Source organism: Actinomadura luteofluorescens (genome assembly GCF_013409365.1).
Lineage (GTDB): Bacteria > Actinomycetota > Actinomycetes > Streptosporangiales > Streptosporangiaceae > Spirillospora > Spirillospora luteofluorescens.
Genome location: NZ_JACCBA010000001.1, coordinates 3,499,482 through 3,518,774 on the forward strand (window position 1 = coordinate 3,499,482; position 19,293 = coordinate 3,518,774).

Sequence of the window (19,293 nt, forward strand, 5' to 3'; positions counted from 1 at the left end):
CGATTAGCCAAGACCTGAGAGGTCGCGGTTGATGACCGTGTTGCGGTCGGTGGTGCGGTTGCCTAGGGAAAGCTGGGGCCACTGGCCGGAGAGTTCCTGGCGGCTGCGCTCGCTCCAGGCGCGGGCCTCGTCGCTGCGGGTCTTGTAGAAGTTGAGCGCGTACCCGCCGCTGTGGACGCGCAGGAGCGTGAATCCGCCCGGGTATTCCTTGACCGCCCCGACCTCCTGCTGGACGACCCTGGGCGCGAGCGGGAAGACGGAACGCTGGTTGCGGTGCGTGTGGCCCGCGTGGTGAAGGAACACGCCGGGCGTCCGGCCATAGGCCGTGAGGATTCGCAGGGACTGGCCCGCGTCGAGGGAATGGGCCCCGGTAATGGCGAGCGGGTCGTTCTCCGTGAACAGCGGGTGGTGGCCGAAGACGATGGTGGGGCGCTCGGGGTCCTTCTTCAACTCCGCTTCGAACCAGGCATGCTGCTCCGCCGAGAGGCCGCCGGAGTCACCGCCGTCGCCGGGCCTGTCGTAGGTGTCGAGCCCGATGACGCGCAGTCCCCGCAGGTCGTGGGAGAAGTACGTCCGGCCGGACGTCGAGAACGCGTCCTTGAAGCAGTCGTTTCCCTGGTGCTCGCCGGGGCTGCACGCACCGTACGGCGCCCCGGAGTGCGCACGGTCATGATTGCCGCGGGCTATCAGGTAGTCGTCGCCCAGGGTTCCGAAGGTGTCGAGGATGCTCCTGGCGCTCGCGAGGTCGGCGGGGGCGGCCTCGCTCGACACGTCCCCGGCGGCGAGGAGGTAGTGCGCGCCCCTGGCCCGCGCGTCGGCGATCAGAGCCTTCGCCATGACCTCGGGATAGGGCGGATGGCCGGGAACCTGCTCGATGCCTTTGATCCATGGGAGCTGACCGACCAGCCCGGCCACGGTCTCACCCAGGTGAAGGTCGTTGCAGAGGGCGACCGAGAAAAGGTGCCGCCCCGGAGGCGGTTGCGGGGTCGTGAAGGCGAAGACGTCCCCATAGGGAGTGCCCGCCGCTTGGCCTGCGGCCAGCCATGTGGGCGCGGCGTCCCGTCCCCTGGAGCGGGCTCTGTAGTAATAGGTGCGCCCAGGCTCCAGGCCGGTCAGCTCCACGTAGTGGTACGGGGTGCCGGACGGGCCGTGGGCGACGCCGGTGAGGCGGGACGGGTGCGTGCCGTAGAGGACCTCGGCATCGGACGGCGCGGGCTCCATCCGCCCCAGGCCGTCGTCAGTCCCGGGGGCGCCCGTGTACCAGGTGAGGACGGCCGTGGTCTCCGTCACGGTGACCAGTTCGAGGTTCACCGGCTGGACGTCGTCCGAAGCGCGCGCGGACAGCGGCTCGACGGCGGGCAGGAGCGAGGCGCCCGCGACGACGGCACTCCAGCGCAGGAGTGCCCGGCGGGAGGGCCGGCAGCAGATCACGACCGTCACGGTCGCAGCACGAGGCCCCCCGCACCAGACCCAAAGTCACCCGAACCGACGAACCCGGCCGTCCACCCCGGGTGGGTCAGCTCATCACGGATTGCAGGCGCTCCTCGCGGAGGCGGCCGGCCCAGGAGTCGTCCAGCGGGGGGATGTCCCTGCCGACGGCCCAGCGGAGCAGCAGGTCGGCCAGGCCGGGGTTGCGGACGAGCGCCGGACCGTGCATGTAGGTGCCGAGGACGCGGCCGCTGTAGGCGCCCTCGAAGCCGTTCCCGTCGCCGTTGCCGACGCCGTGCAGCACCTTCGCGAACGGGCGCGCGTTCGGGCCGATCTGCGTGACGCCCTGGTGGTTCTCGAAGCCGGTGATGCGCGGGACGTTCAGCTCTCCCGCGACGTCCCCGACGATCTCGCCGACGGCGCGCTGCTCGCCGCGGCCGGAGCGGATGTCGAGCAGGCCGAGGCCCGGCACGGGCTGGCCCTCCTCGCCGCCGAACTCGTGGCCGAGCAGCTGGTAGCCGGCGCAGACCGCGAACACGACCGCGCCGGACTGGACGGCCCGCGCGAGGCCGCCGTCGCCCCGCAGCCGCTGCGCGGCGAGGATCTGCGGCCGGTCCTCGCCGCCGCCGAGCAGGTAGATGTCGCCGTCGGCGGGGACGGGCTCGTCCGACCGGAGGCTGACGGTCTCGGTGGGGATGCCCCGCAGCGCCGCGCGCCGCTCCAGGACGATCGTGTTGCCCTGGTCGCCGTAGGTGCTGAGCAGGTCCGGGTAGATCCAGACGATTTTGATGCGGTCAGACGACACGGCCGTACCTCGTTCGGATGGTCTGGAAGGCGGTGTAGTTGGCGATCACGTCGAGGTGGCCGGGCGGGACGGCCATGACCGCCTGGTCGATGTCGTCCACCACCGTGAAGGACACCTCGGCGGCCTCCAGCCGTGCGGCGAGGTCGATGCGGCGCTCGCCGGTCACCCACACGGGACGGCCTTGCAGGATGCGGTAGTCGACGTCCCAGAGCCAGGACGTGTCGCGGCCGTCGGGGCCCTGCGCGTTGACCGACAGGGCGACGGGGCCGGGCGCGGGCTGCAGGACGTCGAAGGCCTCCAGCCATCCGGCGGGGTTCTTCGACAGCAGCAGCCGGATCGAGCGCCCCTGGTGCTCGACGGTCGTGTACCGGCCGGCGACGGAGGTGACCTGCGACAGCAACGGGAGGGCCTGCTCGGGCGCCACCCCGAACTGCGCGACGACCGCGAGGGCGATCAGGGCGTTCGAGCGGTTCGCGCGTCCGGGCAGGGACAGGCCCGCGAGCGAGTACGCCCGGCCGTCCGGCGCGGTGATCGTGTCGCCCCGCAGCGCCCAGTCGGGGCGGGGGCGGGCGAAGTGGCACTGCCGGCAGCGCCAGTCGCTGTCCTCGTCGGTGTCCTGCCGGTCGAGGGGGCCGCCGCACTCGGGGCAGCACCAGGAGTCCTCGCGCCAGTGCTGGCCGGCGGCGACCCAGGTGACGCTCTTGGCGGTGGACGCGCCCCAGGTGACGAGCGGGTCGTCGCAGTTGGCGATGACGTGGCTGGTCGGGGACGCCTCCAGCGCGCGCCGCCACTTGCCGGCCAGCAGCCAGATCTCGGCGGCGCGGTCCATCTGGTCGCGGCTGAGGTTCATCAGGGCGACGAGGTTCGCCCCGGTCTCCTTCAGGACCATCGGGACGTACTTCTCGTCACACTCCAGCACGCCGTAGCGGGCCGAGGGGGCGGACGCCAGCGCGGACACGTGACCGGTCGGCATGTTCGCGCCGAACGCGTTGGTGGCGACCTCGCCCAGCGGCGTCATCGCCGAGGTGATCAGCCGGGTCGTCGTCGTCTTGCCGTTGGTGGCGCTGACGAGGACGAGCTTGCGGTCCTTGGCAAGCTTGGTCAGCAGCTCCGGGTCGAGCCGGAGGCCGACCTTGCCGCCGATCACCGAGCCGTCCCCGCGGCCCGCCATACGGGACATCTTGGCGGCCGTACGACCGAGCGCGACGGCCAGCTGCGAACGCAGCGGAAGATCGCTCATGGACTCCGTCTTCTCTGGATGCGCCGGGAAACCGCTCCGAGCCTAGCCGCTGACTGCGGCTTTCGCGGCGCGCCGGGCGGTTCGGGGGACGTCCGCCGCCGCCCCGGTGCACAATGTGAGCAGCATCACAACGATCCCGGTAAACCACCGGCGGCAATCTTGACCAGTACCGACATGTCGTGATTGCGTGCGACCTCCGACTGCGGTGCGCCGGATTACCAACCACGCGTCCAAGAACGGCGTCACCCACTACTTTTGTCGGGAGCCCCGCTGATGATCGCGGGGAGCGGTGCCCGCCCCGGGCGGCGGGCCTGGATCGCAAGCGTGGACAAGCGGCTAAAAGGCGAGGTCTGAGCGATGCAGTGTCCGACGTGCGGCAATGACACGCCTGGGACGCTCGGCAAGTGTTCGCACTGCGAGGCCCCGATCGACGTGTACTCGGTCGGGCCCGCCCTTCCGCTGGCGTCGCCGGTCGCGGAGGCCGCTCCGGCGGGCACCGCGATGGGCGTGTCGGCCGGCGCCGACGCGATCGGCGACCGGACGATGACGGCGCCGCCGTCCTGGGCCGCGGGCCCGCCCGAACCCCCGGCGCAGCCCCCGATCCAGCTCTCGGCCGAGCCGCCGATCCGGCTGCCCGTGGAGCCGCCCGCGACCGCCTCGGCGCCGACGCCCGCCGTCGCCTCCCCGCTGCCGGCCCACGACCCCGACGACACCGCGGCCTGGACGTTCGACCCCGACGCGGACGACGACTCCGGCGCCTTCAGCACCCCGGCCTCCCCGCCCTCGTGGGGGCGGCAGGCGCCGCGCGCGGCGGAGCAGCCCGCCCCGCCCTCGCCGTCGAACTCGTTCGGGCTCCAGGACCAGGCCCCCCGCACGGAGTCGATCGTCCCGGACTCGTGGTTCGCCCAGCCGCGCAAGCCCGAGGCACCGGACACCGACGCCACCCAGGCGTGGGGGCAGCAACCTCCCGGCGGCCCGCAGTTCCCCGCCCTACCGGACGCGGAGGCGACGCAGATCGCCCCCGGCGCCGGGGCGGGCCTGGCCATGCCCGGCGCCCACGGCTTCGGCGACGACCTCGACCGGACGCGGATGGACTCGGGCTCCCCCATGGGCACCCCCGGCCCGATGGGCGGCATAGGCCCCATGGGCGGAATGGGGAACATGGGCCCGGGCCCGACGCAGACGATGCAGCCGGGCCCCATGCATCAGGGTCCGATGGGCCCCGGCATGCAGCCCATGGGCGCGATGGGGCCGGGCGACCCCGCGTACGGCGGCTACCCGCCGGGCCAGTTCCCGCCGGGCGGGCCGGGCCACCCGGGGCAGCACAAGAGCGGGACGAGCAAGCCGCTGATCGCCGCCGTCGCCGCGCTGGTCACGGTCGCGGTCGGCGCCGTCGCCTTCGTCGCGTGGCCCTCCGGTGACGACGCGCCGACGGGCGGCGACCCGTCGCCCGCGGCGTCCCAGACGCAGGTCGCGCAGAAGAACGCGATCCCGCCCGAGATGAAGCAGCAGGCCGCGGCGCTGAACGCGATCCTGAACGACAGCGTCGCCACCCGCCGCGTCCTCGCCGGGGCGCTCGGCCGGGCCGGCAAGTGCAAGACGCTCCCGCAGGCGATCCAGGGGTTCCAGACCGTCGCGCAGCGCCGCACGAACCAGATGCACCGCACGCAGGGCCTCAAGGTCGACAAGCTGGCGAACGGGGAACGGCTGCGCGGCTCCCTGAACCAGGCTCTGGGTGCGTCGCTCCAGGTCGACCAGGTGCTGCTGCGGTGGGCGCAGGCCAACCAGCGCAAATGCAAGGGCAAGCCGCGCCCGAGCGCCGCGCAGGTACCCGGACGCGCGGACGCCGAACGGCGCGCGACCGCGGCGAAGAAGCAGTTCGTCGTCCTGTGGAACCCGGTCGCGAAGAAGACCGAGCAGCCGCAACGTAGCTGGAAACGGGTGTAACGGTCGGTCACGCAGTATTCTCTGACCGTTCGAACTCACCGGGCAGGGGGCCGTCATGCGGTGTCCGAACTGCGGAACCGAGTCCGCTTCGTCGTCGCCGAGGTGCGCGCTCTGCGACGCGCCCCTCGTCCCGCCGGGCGCGGCCGATGCGACGGCCCAGGACAACACCGCCGGGGCCGGCGACACGACAGCCCAAGACCAGACGACCCGCGACCCGTTCAGCGCCCCGCCCAGCACCTGGACGCCGAACGAGGCCGACGCGACCGTCCAAGACACCCCGTACCGCACCCCCCCGCCGGGGGGAACCCCGCCAGAACCAGACGACGCAACCATCCAGGGCAACCCCTACGGCAGCGCCCCCTACGGCGGCAACCCGATGGGCGGCGCACCGGCGAGCGGAGACGACGCGACCGTCCAGGGCAACGCGTATGGCGGCGCCCCTTACGGCGGCGGCCCAATGGGCGGCGCACCGCCCAACGCAGAAGACGCAACCCTCCAAGGCAACCCCTACGGCAGCGCTCCTTACGGCGGTAGTCCGATCGGCGGCGCACCGGCGAGCGGAGACGACGCGACGCTGCGGGGCGACCCCTACGGCGGTGCCCTTTACGGGGGCGGGCAGGCGGGTGAGAGCGCTCCGGGTGGGGTGCCGGTGCCGCGGGATCCGGTGCCGCCGCCTTGGGCCGACCAGAGCCCCGTCCAGTGGGAGCCGCGTCCCGAGCACACGCTGCACATGACGCCCGGCGAGGAGCGGACGACGCACCTCTCCCCCGAGCCGTGGGCGGCCGAGCCGTGGTCCGAGCCCGCGATCTGGCAGCCTCCGGCGCCGCCGAAGCGCAGCATGCTGCCCTACTTCCTGGGCGCGGCGGGCGTCGTCCTCCTGCTCGGGGTGGCGCTGGGGATCGTGTTCTGGCCGAGCGGGTCGAGCACCTCGCCGCCCGCGGCCTCCGAGCCGTCCACGGGGCAGAGCCCGAGCGCCGCGTCCGCGAGCCCAGCGAGCAGCGGCGACCTGGACGCGCAGGCCGGCGCCGTCAACGATCTGCTGGAGGAGATGGGCGGCACCCGCTCCGAGCTCGGCTCCGTCGTCACCCAGGGCTGCCCGGTCAGCGGCGTGCAGCGCGTCCTCGACTCGCGGCGCGGCGAGCTGGAGAAGGCACGGGCGCTGGACGTGAGCGCGCTCGACAACGGCGCGGAGATGAAGGCCGCGCTCGTCCGCGCCCTGGAGGCGTCGACGGAGTCGAACCAGCGCTACCTGGACGGCGCGCCCGGCTGCCCGTCCGACAGCGAGGTCGCCGACGTCAACCAGCGCGCCAGCTCCGCCAAGAGCGAGTTCATCGGCTACTGGAACCCGGTCGCCCAGAAGGCCGGCCTTCCCGCCCGCACCGAAGGCGACATCTGAGTCACTCGGCCTGCGGGTTGAGGAACGCGAGGCCCTTGGACGGGTCCTCGAACGGCGTGACGAAGCGGTCGTACCAGCTCAGGACGGGCTCCAGCCATCCGGTGACGCGCATCGTCTCGGCGACGTGCTCGATCTGCTCGTCCTCGTCGAAGCCGATCGCGACGACGGCCAGGTCCTTGAAGAAGCCGGTGTCGTCGTCGCCGTAGAGGGCGGTCGCGGCGATGGGACGGTTGCGTTCCAGCTCCATGGACAGCGGGTGGCGGCGCAGGGCGCGGAGCCGGTGGCCGAGCTTCGCGTCCGGCGGCTGCTTGAGACCGGGCAGCTGGTAGTCCAGGGGCGGCGCGAGGGCGTGCTTGTCGGGCGCGCCGTCCCCGTAGGGGAAGAGCCTGTCGAGCTCGTGCAGCCATCTGACCTGCGGAATCACCCATTGAGGTCCGGGGGATGTCCCGGGCGGGCCGCCGCCGAGCAGCCGCTGCGCGACCTCGGCGACGGCGGCGGTGAGGTCCCCCGGCGGGAAGGCGGTGCGCAGCCCCCGCGACCGCCGGGACACCGCCCGTTCGAGGACGGTCGCCAGCGCGCACTCGCGCAGCCGGGGCGCCCGCCGCGACCAGGCGCGCCCCAGTTCGGGCGGGACGGAGGGAATCGGACGGTTCGTCACATGCGCCAGGACGAGCGTGTCGCCCCACAGGCGCAGCCACGCCCATTCCGCGTCGCCCGCGATCAGGTCCGCCTCGCGCAGCTCGTACAGGGTGCAGGCGCGGCCCGACCGGCACTCGCATCCGCACGCCGGGGAGCGCCGTCCGTCCACGGGCGGGGGCGGGCCGGGCAGTTCCGCCTCGCGGCCCTCGCCCAGCGGCACCCGCACGCGCAGGGGGCGGTCCATGCCGTCCGCGAACACGGCGGCGACGCCCGGACGCAGCGACACCACCTCGCGGGACTGGTCCGCGTCCAGGTTCATCGCCGCGCCGACCTGGTGCCGGTCGTCGAACGCGGGCAGCCGGTGCACGACCTTCAGCGCGGTGTTCTTGATGACGTCCGGGACGAGCTTCGTCGGGATCTGCTCGGCGACGATGATCCCCTCGCCGTACGCGCGGATCTCGGCGAGCATCCCGGCGAACAGCTCGACGGCGTGGGAGCTGCCGCGCTCCGGCCCGCGGTTGCGCAGCAGCCGGTGCGCCTCCTCGATCACGATGACGTGCCGCAGCGCCGGCCCCGCGGCACGGTCGCGCTTGCGCTCCCGCATCCGCAGGTGCTCGACGATGCGGATGATGAGCGTCCCCATGAGGAACGCCTTGTCCTCGTCGTTCGCGACGTCCTCGATGGCGAGCACGATGTTGTCGCGGAGCATCCCGCCGATGTCGGCGGGGTGGCCGCCCTCGAAGAACCGTCCGGCCGAGCCGATGCGCAGGGACCTCAGGCGCACGTCCACGAACCCCTGCACATCGGCCATCAGCTCGCGCCCGTAGCCCACGTCCTGGATGACCTGGAGCGCCGCGTTCTGCAACTGCTCCAGCGTCGGCACCGCGGGGCCGATGCGCGACCCGGGCACGCCGCCGCCCGTCACCACGTCCCACCCGTTGTTCTCGTAGACGCGCTGCAGCGCCTGCGCCATGATCTGCGGGAACGGCTCCTCGGCGTCGAACGCGGCCTGGAACAGCGCCCGCACCATGTCGATGTGCGCCTGGACGGGGTAGCCCGGCTCCGGCGCGAGCGGGTTCACCGACAGCGGCACCGAGTCCGGGTCGGACGGGTTGACGACCGTGACGGGCCCGCCGAGGTCCTGGATGCGCCCCGCCATCGCCGCGTACTCCGACTTCGCGGGCTCGATCGCCAGCCACGGAACCCCGGCCCGGGTGAGCTGCTCCAGCAGGTGCCGGACGGTCTGCGACTTCCCCGCGCCGGTCGCGCCCGTGACGAACACGTGCCGGTTGATGGTCGAGCGGGGCACGGCGAACCGCCCGACCTCGCGGTCCTGGCCGTCCAGGATGGCGCCCAGTTCGATCTGCGTCTCCCCGCTCGCGGGCGCGGTCTCGGACGTCACGTCGAAGTACCCGGCGTCCAGCACCCGCAGCCCGGGGACCTCCCGCCGCGGCAGCCCCGCCAGCGCCGCCAGCGCCCCGGCCGTCGCCGTGAACGGGAACCGCTGCTCCGCCTCGCCCATCGGCCGCGCCGGCGCGGGCGCCGTCCCCGGGCCCAGCATCTCCGCGAAGGACCCGCTCCCCTGCCCCGACCTCAGCCGGTACGGATGGTGCCCGAGTTCCATCGACCCGACCAGCACGGGCGCGATCTGCCCCAGCTCCGCCTGCGACGCGGCCCCGGCGACCACCCGGACCTGCCAGAGCCCGGCCTCGCGGAACGCGTCCAGCTCGGCGAGCCGCCGATCGGCCCGCGCGACCGCGAGCCGCGCATGCTCGTCCTCGCCCCGCCGCAACATCCGCAACTCGTGGTGCAGCTCGCGCATCTCGGCGTCGATCATTCGCTCGTCGCACGGATCGGCGACCACGAACCACCCGAACGGCCGCTCCATCAACGTGACGAGCGTCGCCTCGAACAGCCCCGGCCCAGAGCCGGACCCCTGCGGGGCGAGGCGCCCCGGACACCGCGTCCATTCCATCCGCTCGGCCTGCCGCAACCACCCGTCCCCGATCGGCACACCCCGCGCACCACTCGGAAACAGCAGCCCGTACGTCTCGGCCCCGGTCTCGGGCGTCCCGATCGGCCCCGCATTAGTGATCAGCTCCAGCGGCGCCCCACCACCCGCCGACAGCCACCCGACGACGAACGGCCTCCCCAGCCGCGCCGCCGACAGCGCCGCGGGCAGCACGCTGACGAAGTCCCACTCCGCAGACGCCTCCCGCTGCGGACTCGGGATCGCCTGGATCCGATACCAAGGCCCCGGAAACACGAACGGCGCGCCTTGCGCAGCGACCGGCGGCCCACCGGACCCCCACCCGAGGGGCGGTCTGCCGGCACCAGACGAACCAGGGGGCATAGTCACCCCAGCATCCAACCCCGCCCCCACCCCCCACGCCAATGCCCCTCCAGGAAGAACCCGCCCCTCCCAGAGGCGAAGTCGCCTTGCCAACCACGACCCTGGACACCGCCGGGTCGCTGCCGGTGCCGGGTCAGCCTGGGGGTGGCCAGCCGAGGCTTGCCGGAGCATCCGCGCTCGCCCTTGTAGCCTTTCTCAGATTCGGATCCGCAGCATGCGGTCGATGGCGTCGGCGTGGTCCTTCAACCACACGATCTCCTGGTGGAGCCAGGTGTCGGGGGCGGTGATCCGGCCGGCGCGCTGGTGCATGGCGAGCTCGTCCTCGACCCGGCCGACGACGAGAGCGCCGAAGCCCTCCCGCCGCTCGTCCTCAAGCCCGTACACGTCGAGGAAGGTGCGCAGGAGGCCCACCTGCCGGTCGAGGGGCGCGGCGGCATCAGCGCCGAACAACCACAACCAGGCGGCGTAGGCGAGATCACGCGTTCGCGGGCCGGGGGCGGCCTGGTCGAAGTCGAAGGCGGCGGTGGGCAGGCCATCGACGAAGGTGACGTTCAGCGGGGAGAAGTCGTTGTGGCACACGGTCTCCTGATCGCCCGCGATCACCGCGCCCGCACTCGCGTCGTGCAGCCGGCGCAGCAGCCGTGCCGCAGCGGTGATCTGGGCGGACGTCCATTCCCGGGGCCTGAACTCCGTCCGGGTCTCACCGTCCTGGAAGCTGAGGATCTCGCGGCCCCGGCCATCGGTCCCGCGCAGTCTGGGCGCGGCGTCGCAGCCCACCGCCTCGAAATGCCGGAGCAGCCGATGCACGAACGGTGAGTGCGGCCCCACCGGGCGCCGCACCGTGTCGCCGACCCGGACGACGCCCTCGGTGATCCGGCCCCCGCTCAAAGGGATCTCCACCTCATCGGTCACCCCAAGGGCCCCGTTGTGCAGGGATGCGCCCGGTTCAGCCGACGGCCCCATCTACACTCCTCCGCGTTGTCCCACTGATTCCCGGCATCGGCATCAGACCCGAAACGGCCGCGCAGCGTCCAACAACCGACACGCGGGACTATGACAACCAGGAGTTGTTGATGGATCTGGACCTCGGTGCCGTCCGCGCCTTCCTCGCCGTCGTCGACGGCGGACGGTTCACCGATGCCGCCGATCGCCTGGACATGACCCAGCAGGCGGTCTCCAAGCGGATCGCCAAGCTCGAAGCGGCCCTCGGCGTCCCGCTGCTGCACCGCTCCCGCGCGGGCGCCAGGCCGACCGAGGACGGGGCGGCCTTCCTCCCCCAGGCCCGCGCGTTGATCGGCCTCGCCGACCAGGCCACCGCGATGCTGCGCGCCCGCCGCCGCGCCCTGCGCATCGACGTTCTCGGCCACAACGCGGCCCCGATCGAGATCGTCCGCTCCTTCTACGAGACCGGCGGCGCCGAAGTCGACATCGTCGTCTCCCGCGGCACCGGCTCACGCTGGACGGCCCTCACCGACGGCTCGATCGACGCCGCCTTCGGCCGGGTCACCGCGCCTCTCCCACCCGGGATCAAGCGCGTCCCGGCCGCCCTGGAGCCCATCCCCATCCTGGTCGGCCACCGGCACCGCCTCGCCGAACACCGCCAGGTGCCGATGAAAGAGCTCTCGGGCTTGACGGCATGGATGCCCGGTAACGCGCCGGAAAGCGAATGGGCGGACTACTACCGCCATCTCAGCGCGGAATTCGGCGTCCACATCGACGCCTCAGGCCCGGTCTTCGGCCAGGACCACATCATGGAAAGGATCGGCGCCTCCCCCGATCTCATCACCTTCGGCAACAAGACCCAGTTCCCCGGCCACCCGGACGTCGTCCAGATCGCCCTGACCGACCCCACCCCGGCCTACCCCTGGTCCCTGATGTGGCACGAGGCCAACCGCCACCCGTCCCTCGCAGGCTTCGTCGCCCACGTACAAGACCACTACCGTCCCCACGCCCAATGGCTTCCCGCCCCCGACCGCCCCCACTTCCCGAATGACGAGCGAGAGGGCGGACGAGGGTAGATCCGTCCACTGGTCTTCAGGCATCGAGGACCGCGAAGACGACCTTGCCGGCGTTGCCGGCCAGGGGGCGGACGCCCCAGCAGCGCGCGAACTGGTCAACGATGAACAGGCCGCGGCCCGCCTCGCTGATGGTGTCCGCGTACTGGATGCGGGGCAGCTCGCAGGTCGCGTCCTGGATCTCCAGCCACAGCGCACCGTCGTCGTTGCGTCCGATCCGGAACGTCACGCCGCAATCGGGAGCGGACGCGTAGCGCAGAGCGTTGGTGACCAGCTCGCTCGCCACCAGGCACGGCACGAAGTCGTCCATGCCCCACTGACCGGTGACCAGCCGAACGAACCTCCGCACCTCGGCAACGACCGAGAGATCGTTCTTCACCACGATCTCGTTCTCGTGACACGCCGCCTCACCCATGATCCATCTCCTCACTGTATGTGTTCTAAAGCACACAGTGAGCCACTATCCAAGCTACGATTTGCATGCCAGAACAGGCTTGGCAGGTGCTGGCATGGCTGAATCGCAATTGGCATGTTCCAAGGAGAGGCAGGCCCGGATGTCCCCCCGCCGACAACGTCCACGCGAGTCCCCGGCCCTCGTCGCTTTCGGTCGTCAGATGCGGCTGATGCGAGAGGCCAAAAAGGTCAAACAGGAAACCATTGCTCACCTGACCAAGGTCAGCGCGCCACAGGTCAGCAAGATCGAGGCTGGCAAACGGCGCGCCACCCGAGCATTCGCGGTGGCCGTGGACGACTACCTGGGAGCTGGGGGCGCCCTCGTCAACCTCTGGGAGGACCTCAACAAGGACGGTCACCCCGTGCCCATCTGGTTCGACTGGCCCGTAATCGAGGCCGATGCGGCGATGCTCGTCTGCTACGAGCAGTCGGTCATGCCCGGCCTCGCGCAGACTCCGGCTTACGCCTCGGCGATCCTCCATGGCAACCAGGAAGCCGTAGAGGCCCGGATCAGCCGCCAGGCGATCATCACCGGCGGTGACAGGACGGTCCCGCCCACCCTCGTGATCATGGTGGACGAACAGGCGCTCCACCGGCCGGTCGGCACCTCGGAGACAATGAGCTCTTTTCAACGTGATGCGGTCTCGCGGAGTTGAAGGGTGTGGATGGCTTTGGCGAGGCGTCCGGCGCGGTGGGGGCAGCAGCGCAGCTTGCGCAGGATTCGCCATGACTTGAGCTGGGCATTCGCGCGTTCGCCGGGGCCGCGGAGCTTGGCGTGTGCACGGTTGGCGTCCTTTTGCGGTTCGGGCTTGTCGCGTCCCTTGTAGGGCGTGAGGATGTGCGGGCCGGCGCCCTGGTAGGCCTTGTCGGCCAGCACCGGCAGGCCGGTGGCGGCCAGTGCCCGGACGACGCCCCAGATCCTGGCCGCGGCCAGGTCGTGAACTGACCCGCGCAACGGTCCCGACACCCACAGCAGGCTCCCGTCCGGTGCGGCGATGACCTGGAGGTTCATGCCGTGGCGGCGGTGTTTCCCCGAGTAGTAGGGCCGGTCGGCGGCGACCCGGTCGATCGAGACCAAGGTGCCGTCCAGCAACAGGTACGGCAGGCCGTCCTTGACCGCTTTGGCCAGCGCCGCGCCGAGTTTGGGCGCGGGGGCGGCCAGTACGTCGACGGTCTCGTTGATGTAGCGCCATGCGGTGGTGGTGGAGACGGCGAATCCGGCGCCCAGTTCGGCGTAGGTCTCGCCCTTACGCAGGTAGACCAGGGTCATCAGTGCTTGCATGCCCGGGGGTAGGCGCCGGCCCTTGCTGCCGATGGCCCTTCGGTGGCGGCGGACCACACCGGTGGCGTAGGTCAGGGTCTGACGCGACAAAGGCAGCGAAGCACGGTACAAAAGCATGCGAGGCCTCTGGTGGGGACGGGGGTTGTGAGAGATCAACCGTCCTACCAGGGGCTTCTTGACGTCCGGCATCGTCCACGCCGTCCGCGATCATGCTGTGACCAGCGCCTCCGAAGCTGCCGCTGAAAAAGGCTCAATGAAGGAGCAGCTGGAGCACCTGATAGCACTCAGTTTATTGCCCAACGTCACAGTTCAAGTAGTCTTGACAAGCGGCGAGCACAACGGAAACTCGGGTTCATTCGTGATCGCCACGATGGCTGACCGCAGCGAGGTCGCCTATGTCGAGACAGCGATACGCCCCATCACCACGGACAACCCCGAGGACCTCTCCGAACTGGCGCGGACCCTGGTCGACCTCCGCGCGCGGACGCTCACAGGTGACATGTCCTGCGAACTGATCAGGAAGGTGGTCCAAGAGAAATGGACCTGACGAACATCAAGTGGCGCAAGAGCAGCTACAGCACGTCCAACGGCGGCAACTGCGTCGAGCTGGCGGACGCGGCCGGCGCGGTGGCGGTGCGGGACAGCAAGGACCCGGACGGACCCATCCTCCTACTCACCCGCACAGTCCTACGCACCGCCGTGAACTCCACGCCCACAGCCCGCTGATCCACCCCATCTCGTCACGGCATACGCCTCACGCGACCTGATCAGAAAGGTCATTCAGGAGAGATGGACCTGACGAACGCCAACTGGCGCAAGAGCAGTTACACCGGCTTCAACGGAGGCAACTGCGTCGAGCTGGCGGACGCGGCCGGCGCGGTCGCGGTGCGGGACAGCAAGGATCCGGACGGGCCCGTCCTCCTGCTCACCCGCGCGGCCCTGCGCGCCGCCGTGATCACCAAACCCACGCCCCGCTGACCACCCCTTGGCCCTCGGCAACACCGACTCTCGGTGGCCGGCATCGGGCGCTGTGGCTGGAACGCAAAAGGGAACCCGGTGGACCGGGTCCCCTCTCCTTGCGGGTGCGCGATGGCGCCTCGACGTTCAACGTCGCGGCGCCGCCGCCTGGGATCACTCCCTGCTCAGCACCTTCCGTTGCGTCTTCTCAGTGGGATCGGCAGCCTGAGCCGCCGCCGAGTCCACCTTGACCGCGTAGGTCGACGCGATTGCGACGATCGCGAACGCCGTCCACTGGGAGGCGTCCGGGATGAGCGTCGGCACCTGGATGAACAGCGAGACCAACGGGGCCACGAGCATGGCCACGATCGGCTGCACCGCAGGGGCGGTCGCTGCCCAGGCGCCCATGTCCGAGCGGCTGATGTACTTGGACGCGCGGGTCTGCATGACGGCGGCGAGCGCCGTCGCCAGCAGCCCTGCCATCGCCATCGCCACGATCTCGGTGTAGCCCCACTTCCAGTCCCCGATCGGTGCGCCGAGGTAGCCGGAGAGCGGGATGCACACCGGGAGGACGACGATCAGGCAGATGACGTTCGCCTGAGCGACGCACTGGTCGCGCTTCTCCCCCATCAACTTCGCCTGGTTCGGCAGGTCGAACGGGTGGGTCGCCGCGGCGAACGCCGCGACGAGCCCGAGGAGATTCACGTTTCCGGGCTCCGCCAGGACATTGGTCGCCTGGAGCACCCCGAGGATGACGATGACGCGAAGCCAACGCCCCATGATCGAGGTCAGGGCGGCCCCTGCGAGAAGGCTGCCCAAGGTGGTGATGGAGGAGTAGGTGCCCGCGCCGATCGCGGCGAACGCGAGCGGTCCTCCGATCTTCATGAGCGAAGAGGTCACGGAATGCCGCAGCATTCCCTTCCTCTGGGTCGGTGTCAGCCGACGCGGGTCGAGTCCCCCGAGTCCCTCCCGCAGCATCGCGAAGACGATGAGGAAGCCCCCTCCGAAGAGGGTCATCCCCACCGTTCCCTGGATGGAGGGCAGGGGACGGGTGAACACGAAGCCCGCACCGACGATCGCGAGCGAACCCAGCATGAAGGTCCGCCCCTTAGCGGGGTCCCTGAGCTGGGACCAATATGTCAATCTCATTTGGTTTCTGCTCCCGGCTTGGCCGGGACGGTCCATGGCCGATCAGGCCATGGATCATTCCCGTGGAGATCCATGGCCTGTCTGGCCACGTTTCCCAGAACTGTCCCCGGAAGATCAAGATCGGCAACCGCCGATCCCGGGAAGCACCGCACCATCCCAGCGCCGCCCGGACGCCCCGCGCCCTCGACCACGAGGAGCGTCAGGAAGTGGACGGGGGTCGGCCTCGCGGCGGCCGGCGGGTTTCAGGGGTGGAACCCAGCGGGGCGGTCGCCGGAGCCTCTGGGGAGGGCGTGGCGGCTCGACGCCGAGTGGAACCGCAAGGGCGATCCTCTCGGCCACGCCGACATCGGCGTCACCGCCACGGTCAGGGGCGTCTCACTAACACTTTGCGAGCAATTTATCCCTGATTTCGCTATGAATGAAAACCTGATCGCTAACGCTCGCGTGCAGCAGAGACTTCAGATCCTGAATGCTCTCAATTGAATTGATCGCCTGCGCTACCGGAGATACAACCCTCTCGACGAGATCCACACGAAGGTCGCCCTCTTCACGCGCCTCCGCGACTTCCCCAGATAGGAGGTCGAGACCTTCACGAGAAATGGAGGCGAGTGCGTCCACTCTGAACCTGACAAGACACTTAGACTCAGGGAGCCATCCAGCTCTGACCTTGACCGCCGGAGCGAATCCGATATTCACATAGCAGGACCCACCCCAACTGGACTGCTGGACGCTGACGACGCAGTAGAGATCGCCGGACACCCTGTACCAGTTTGCCGACTTTTTTCGAAACCCCAGTGGCTTGAAGACCTCGCTGAGAGCCTCCAGGAGGATCGAGTCAACCATCAGCCAGACCTCTCAAACGGCAAGTTGGCCAGCCGGATCTCGCTTCGCGGCACGGCCTGCCTCAGTCGTCAGAATATGCAAGAAAGGCAACCGCAACGGAATCACCGACGCCGACCATTGCGCAGTCGTAGGTGTGGCCCGTGAGCGGATTCGCGCCGAAATCGCCGCTGAAGTCTCCGTATTCCCAGGCCCACTTGGGATATTCGACGTTGCTCCACCAGCGGGCATCGGCGCCCACAAGGTCGACCACCTTCCTGGCGATCGATTCGGCCTCCTGCTGCGACAGCGAAGCACGGGACTCGAGATAAGCGAAGTCCGTGGTCAGCAGCATCTGAAGGAAGGGCACCAGTCGCATCGGAGGCACGTCTACGAGGAACAATTCCGAACTAAGTTCGGCCACCGTGGAAGGGCGTTTCGGTTCTGCGTCCTGATAGGGACCGCGATCGAAGTCAGGAGAAAAAATGATCGGATACACCAGGTCCGCGGGATCGACCGCACCGCCACCTTTCACCTCGATGCGCAGGTAAAGGCGCACATCTGCGTCCCGCATCAGCGGTGCGAGCAGTTCCCGCATGCGCGGTTCCGGCTCCACGGTGGGTGTCACCATCCCAGTCGTCGGTTCAGCATCAGAGCAGCATGGTGATGCGCGTCGTCAGGGGGTGGACGGGGGGTTGGCCTTGTGGCGGCCGTTGGGTTTCAGGGGTGGGACCTTGCGGGTCGGGCGGGGGGCGGTGCCTCTGGGGAGGGCGTGGCGGGCCTTGGGGAGGCGCGGCGGCTCGGGAGGTTCGGGGGGCTTCGGGGGCTCGGGCTTGGCGGGTTCGGGTTGCTCTGGGGTCTGCTGCTGTTCGCGGAGGTACTCCTCGAACTCCATGGAGTGGGCGGTCGGCAGCGTGATGATGCCCGGGTTGGCGTCCACCAGGAGGGTGCGGCGGCCCGTGGCGCCCGAGTGGGTGAAGACCATGGCCGTGGGCGGGAGCTCCTGGAGTTGCAGGGGCTCGATGAGGAGTTCGCGGAAGCGCTGCTTGTCGGGACGCGGCCGGGCGACCGTGCGGCCCCAGGCCGTCGCGGAGCTGATGCCCTCCACCAGGACGGAGTCGTCGGCGGCGGGGGCGGGCAGCGGCGTCCAGACGGGGTCGGTGAGGCCGTCGCCGTGGGGGCGGGCGTAGGCGACCGTGCTGGCGTAGGTCTCGCCCGCGACGTCGAACAGGGTCTCGGCGGCCGAGTCGGTGATCTCGGCGACGAGCAGGGGCTGGCCGGCGCCGATGTGCTCGGCGGCGACGCGGGCGTCCTCCGGGTTGCCGAGGCGCATGAAGCCGACGGCGGCGTGGCCGCGGCGGCCGAGGCGCTCGCGGACGTGGCCGGGGATCGACCGGTACATCAGGACGAGGCCGGTGCCGGTGGCCTCGCAGGCGTCGATGAGGCGGTCCAGGACGTCCCCCCGCAGCTTCTCGGCGCCGCAGAGGAAGAGGGTGTGGTCCCAGCGGCCGCCGGGCGGGGACTCCCGGATCCGGTGCGTGAGGGCGGTCGTCACGTAGGTGCCGAGGATGCGGTTGGTCAGGACGCCGGCGCGCCGGTCCATCGACACCACGTGCAGTCGCGACGGCGGCAGGCGGACGGGTTCGGTGGCGAGCTTCTCCAGCTTGCGGAGCTGCGCCTCCAGGGCCCACGCGCGGCGGACGACGATGCGGTCGGTGGCGTCGCGGCCGAAGAGTGTCGCGATGCGCTCGTGCTGCTCGTCGGTGAGCAGGCCCTTGCGCAGGTCGTCGCGGGGGTCGCCGACCTGGGCGAGGACGCGCAGGGCGGCGGTGATCCTGGGGATCGTGGTGTCCGGGCCGAGGACCTCGATGAGGCGTTCCAGGATCGAGTTGTCGAACGACAGGTCGCGGGTGCCGCCCTCTTCCTCGCCCGCGCTGACGACCAGGGACAGCACGTCGGCGAGCGCCTCGGGGTTGAGACCGCGGGTGGCGTCCAGGCGCGGCAGGTCGGCGGGCAGGACCCAGACGAGGGGGTCGTCGCCGCGGTTCGACGCGAGCCGGAGGAGGTCGTGCGCGACCGCGCCTTCGGACAGGTCGATGACGGTCAGCCGCGCGCCCACCGCGAGTCTCGCCGCGCCCATCGTCGTGACGGCCGCGGACCACCCGGCGAGCGTGCCGCCCACGACGTCCACCCGGTCGACGCCGGGCGGGACGGCCACCGGGTACCACTCGCGCTGGCTCTCGTACGCCGACTGGCGGCGCTCCCACTCGGCCCGCTTCTTGGCGTAGGCCTCGTCGGCCTTGCGGCGGGACCGCTCGCGTGCGGCCCGGTCGCGCGCCTCCGCGTCCCGTTCGTGGGCGATCCGTTCGCGGACGCCTCGCTCGTCCCGCCAGAGGGCGCCGCCGGTGATGGCCAGGACGACGCCGCACGCCAGCAGAGCCACGGCGGCGAACGCCCACGGGATGACCCCGGCGGCGCCGCACACGAGGAACAGGCCGACGAACACCAGCGTGCCGCCGAACGCGATGCGCAGCGGCTTGCCGGCCATGTCCTCGCCGGGGCGCCGGGCGGGCGGCGGCAGCGGCGGCCGCGCGGGCTCCTCAGGCCGGTCGGGGGGCGGCCCCGGGTCGGGGTGCATCTGCGCGTAGCGCCAGCCCACGTAGACGCGGTCGGCCTGTGTGAGCCGCGCCATCGCGGACCCGCTCGCCATGTCCGTCACGTCGAGAGACCCCTGGGAGTCGCGGGAATGTGGGGAACGCCTGGGGGTGGCCGGTTCGGTTGCTTACGGTCGGTTTCCTACACAGCACAGG

General features: G+C 70.8%; 18 protein-coding genes. 7 read left to right on the forward strand and 11 right to left on the reverse strand.

Going from position 1 to position 19,293, the window contains the following annotated elements:
• Positions 1–3: 3 nt before the first annotated feature.
• The 3 genes from BJY14_RS16165 to BJY14_RS16175 form a co-directional block, all read right to left on the reverse strand.
• Positions 4–1,440, reverse strand: coding sequence for a purple acid phosphatase family protein (locus BJY14_RS16165; protein ID WP_218905416.1), 1,437 nt, complete (start codon positions 1,438–1,440; stop codon positions 4–6).
• Positions 1,441–1,516: 76 nt separating this feature from the next.
• On the reverse strand, positions 1,517–2,233 hold the full coding sequence (locus BJY14_RS16170; RefSeq protein ID WP_179844366.1) for a type 1 glutamine amidotransferase: 717 nt from the start codon (positions 2,231–2,233) through the stop codon (positions 1,517–1,519).
• A complete protein-coding gene (locus tag BJY14_RS16175) occupies positions 2,223–3,473 on the reverse strand; it encodes a Mur ligase family protein (protein ID WP_179844367.1) in 1,251 nt (416 codons plus the stop codon). Before BJY14_RS16175 ends, BJY14_RS16170 begins: the two co-directional genes overlap by 11 nt.
• Positions 3,474–3,830: 357 nt before the next feature.
• Between BJY14_RS16175 and BJY14_RS16180 the strand changes: the two genes are divergently transcribed.
• Together BJY14_RS16180 and BJY14_RS16185 are read left to right on the forward strand one after the other, a co-directional pair.
• Positions 3,831–5,420, forward strand: a complete 1,590-nt coding sequence (locus BJY14_RS16180) for a hypothetical protein (RefSeq protein WP_179841655.1) — start codon at positions 3,831–3,833, stop codon at positions 5,418–5,420.
• Between the two features lie 55 nt (positions 5,421–5,475).
• Entirely contained in the window at positions 5,476–6,816 is a 1,341-nt protein-coding gene (locus BJY14_RS16185; RefSeq protein ID WP_179844368.1) for a hypothetical protein, read from the forward strand.
• A 1-nt stretch (position 6,817) separates the two neighbouring features.
• Here BJY14_RS16185 and BJY14_RS16190 read toward each other — a convergent pair whose 3' ends face one another.
• Both BJY14_RS16190 and BJY14_RS44440 read right to left on the reverse strand, forming a co-directional pair.
• Positions 6,818–9,640 (reverse strand): ATP-binding protein, encoded by a 2,823-nt coding sequence (locus BJY14_RS16190; RefSeq protein ID WP_312879256.1) that lies wholly within the window; start codon positions 9,638–9,640, stop codon positions 6,818–6,820.
• Between the two features lie 363 nt (positions 9,641–10,003).
• On the reverse strand, positions 10,004–10,696 hold the full coding sequence (locus tag BJY14_RS44440; RefSeq protein ID WP_218905417.1) for a phosphotransferase: 693 nt from the start codon (positions 10,694–10,696) through the stop codon (positions 10,004–10,006).
• A gap of 185 nt (positions 10,697–10,881) precedes the next feature.
• Here BJY14_RS44440 and BJY14_RS16200 point away from each other — a divergent pair, with 185 nt between their 5' ends.
• Positions 10,882–11,826, forward strand: a complete 945-nt coding sequence (locus BJY14_RS16200; protein WP_179844369.1) for a LysR family transcriptional regulator — start codon at positions 10,882–10,884, stop codon at positions 11,824–11,826.
• A gap of 16 nt (positions 11,827–11,842) precedes the next feature.
• Here the strand turns inward: BJY14_RS16200 and BJY14_RS16205 are convergent, their stop codons facing one another.
• A complete protein-coding gene (locus tag BJY14_RS16205) occupies positions 11,843–12,238 on the reverse strand; it encodes an ATP-binding protein (protein WP_179844370.1) in 396 nt (131 codons plus the stop codon).
• Positions 12,239–12,377: 139 nt separating this feature from the next.
• Between BJY14_RS16205 and BJY14_RS16210 the strand changes: the two genes are divergently transcribed.
• Positions 12,378–12,932, forward strand: coding sequence for a Scr1 family TA system antitoxin-like transcriptional regulator (locus BJY14_RS16210; protein ID WP_281382293.1), 555 nt, complete (start codon positions 12,378–12,380; stop codon positions 12,930–12,932).
• Here BJY14_RS16210 and BJY14_RS16215 read toward each other — a convergent pair.
• Positions 12,905–13,675: a transposase family protein gene (locus BJY14_RS16215; protein ID WP_179844372.1), complete on the reverse strand. Its 771-nt coding sequence runs from the start codon at positions 13,673–13,675 to the stop codon at positions 12,905–12,907. The genes BJY14_RS16210 and BJY14_RS16215 overlap by 28 nt on opposite strands.
• A 58-nt stretch (positions 13,676–13,733) precedes the next feature.
• Between BJY14_RS16215 and BJY14_RS16220 the strand changes: the two genes are divergently transcribed.
• The 3 genes from BJY14_RS16220 to BJY14_RS16230 all read left to right on the forward strand — a co-directional run bounded on the left by BJY14_RS16220 (position 13,734) and on the right by BJY14_RS16230 (position 14,536).
• Complete coding sequence (locus tag BJY14_RS16220) at positions 13,734–14,105, forward strand: Scr1 family TA system antitoxin-like transcriptional regulator (protein WP_179844373.1); 372 nt, start codon at positions 13,734–13,736, stop codon at positions 14,103–14,105.
• Positions 14,096–14,284, forward strand: a complete 189-nt coding sequence (locus BJY14_RS16225) for a DUF397 domain-containing protein (protein ID WP_179844374.1) — start codon at positions 14,096–14,098, stop codon at positions 14,282–14,284. Before BJY14_RS16220 ends, BJY14_RS16225 begins: the two co-directional genes overlap by 10 nt.
• A 63-nt stretch (positions 14,285–14,347) precedes the next feature.
• The gene (locus tag BJY14_RS16230) at positions 14,348–14,536 is read left to right on the forward strand and encodes a DUF397 domain-containing protein (RefSeq protein WP_179844375.1); all 189 of its coding nucleotides are present in this window, start codon (positions 14,348–14,350) and stop codon (positions 14,534–14,536) included.
• Between the two features lie 153 nt (positions 14,537–14,689).
• Here BJY14_RS16230 and BJY14_RS16235 read toward each other — a convergent pair whose 3' ends face one another.
• The 4 genes from BJY14_RS16235 to BJY14_RS16250 form a co-directional block, all read right to left on the reverse strand.
• Positions 14,690–15,700 carry a DMT family transporter gene (locus BJY14_RS16235; RefSeq protein ID WP_179844376.1) on the reverse strand — a complete coding sequence of 337 codons (1,011 nt, stop codon included), beginning with the start codon at positions 15,698–15,700 and terminating at the stop codon, positions 14,690–14,692.
• A gap of 342 nt (positions 15,701–16,042) precedes the next feature.
• Positions 16,043–16,507: a DUF4304 domain-containing protein gene (locus tag BJY14_RS16240; protein ID WP_179844377.1), complete on the reverse strand. Its 465-nt coding sequence runs from the start codon at positions 16,505–16,507 to the stop codon at positions 16,043–16,045.
• Positions 16,508–16,568: 61 nt separating this feature from the next.
• Positions 16,569–17,081, reverse strand: a complete 513-nt coding sequence (locus BJY14_RS16245) for a hypothetical protein (protein ID WP_179844378.1) — start codon at positions 17,079–17,081, stop codon at positions 16,569–16,571.
• 78 nt (positions 17,082–17,159) lie between these two features.
• The gene (locus BJY14_RS16250; RefSeq protein ID WP_179844379.1) at positions 17,160–19,193 is read right to left on the reverse strand and encodes a hypothetical protein; all 2,034 of its coding nucleotides are present in this window, start codon (positions 19,191–19,193) and stop codon (positions 17,160–17,162) included.
• Between the last annotated feature and the right edge of the window lie 100 nt (positions 19,194–19,293).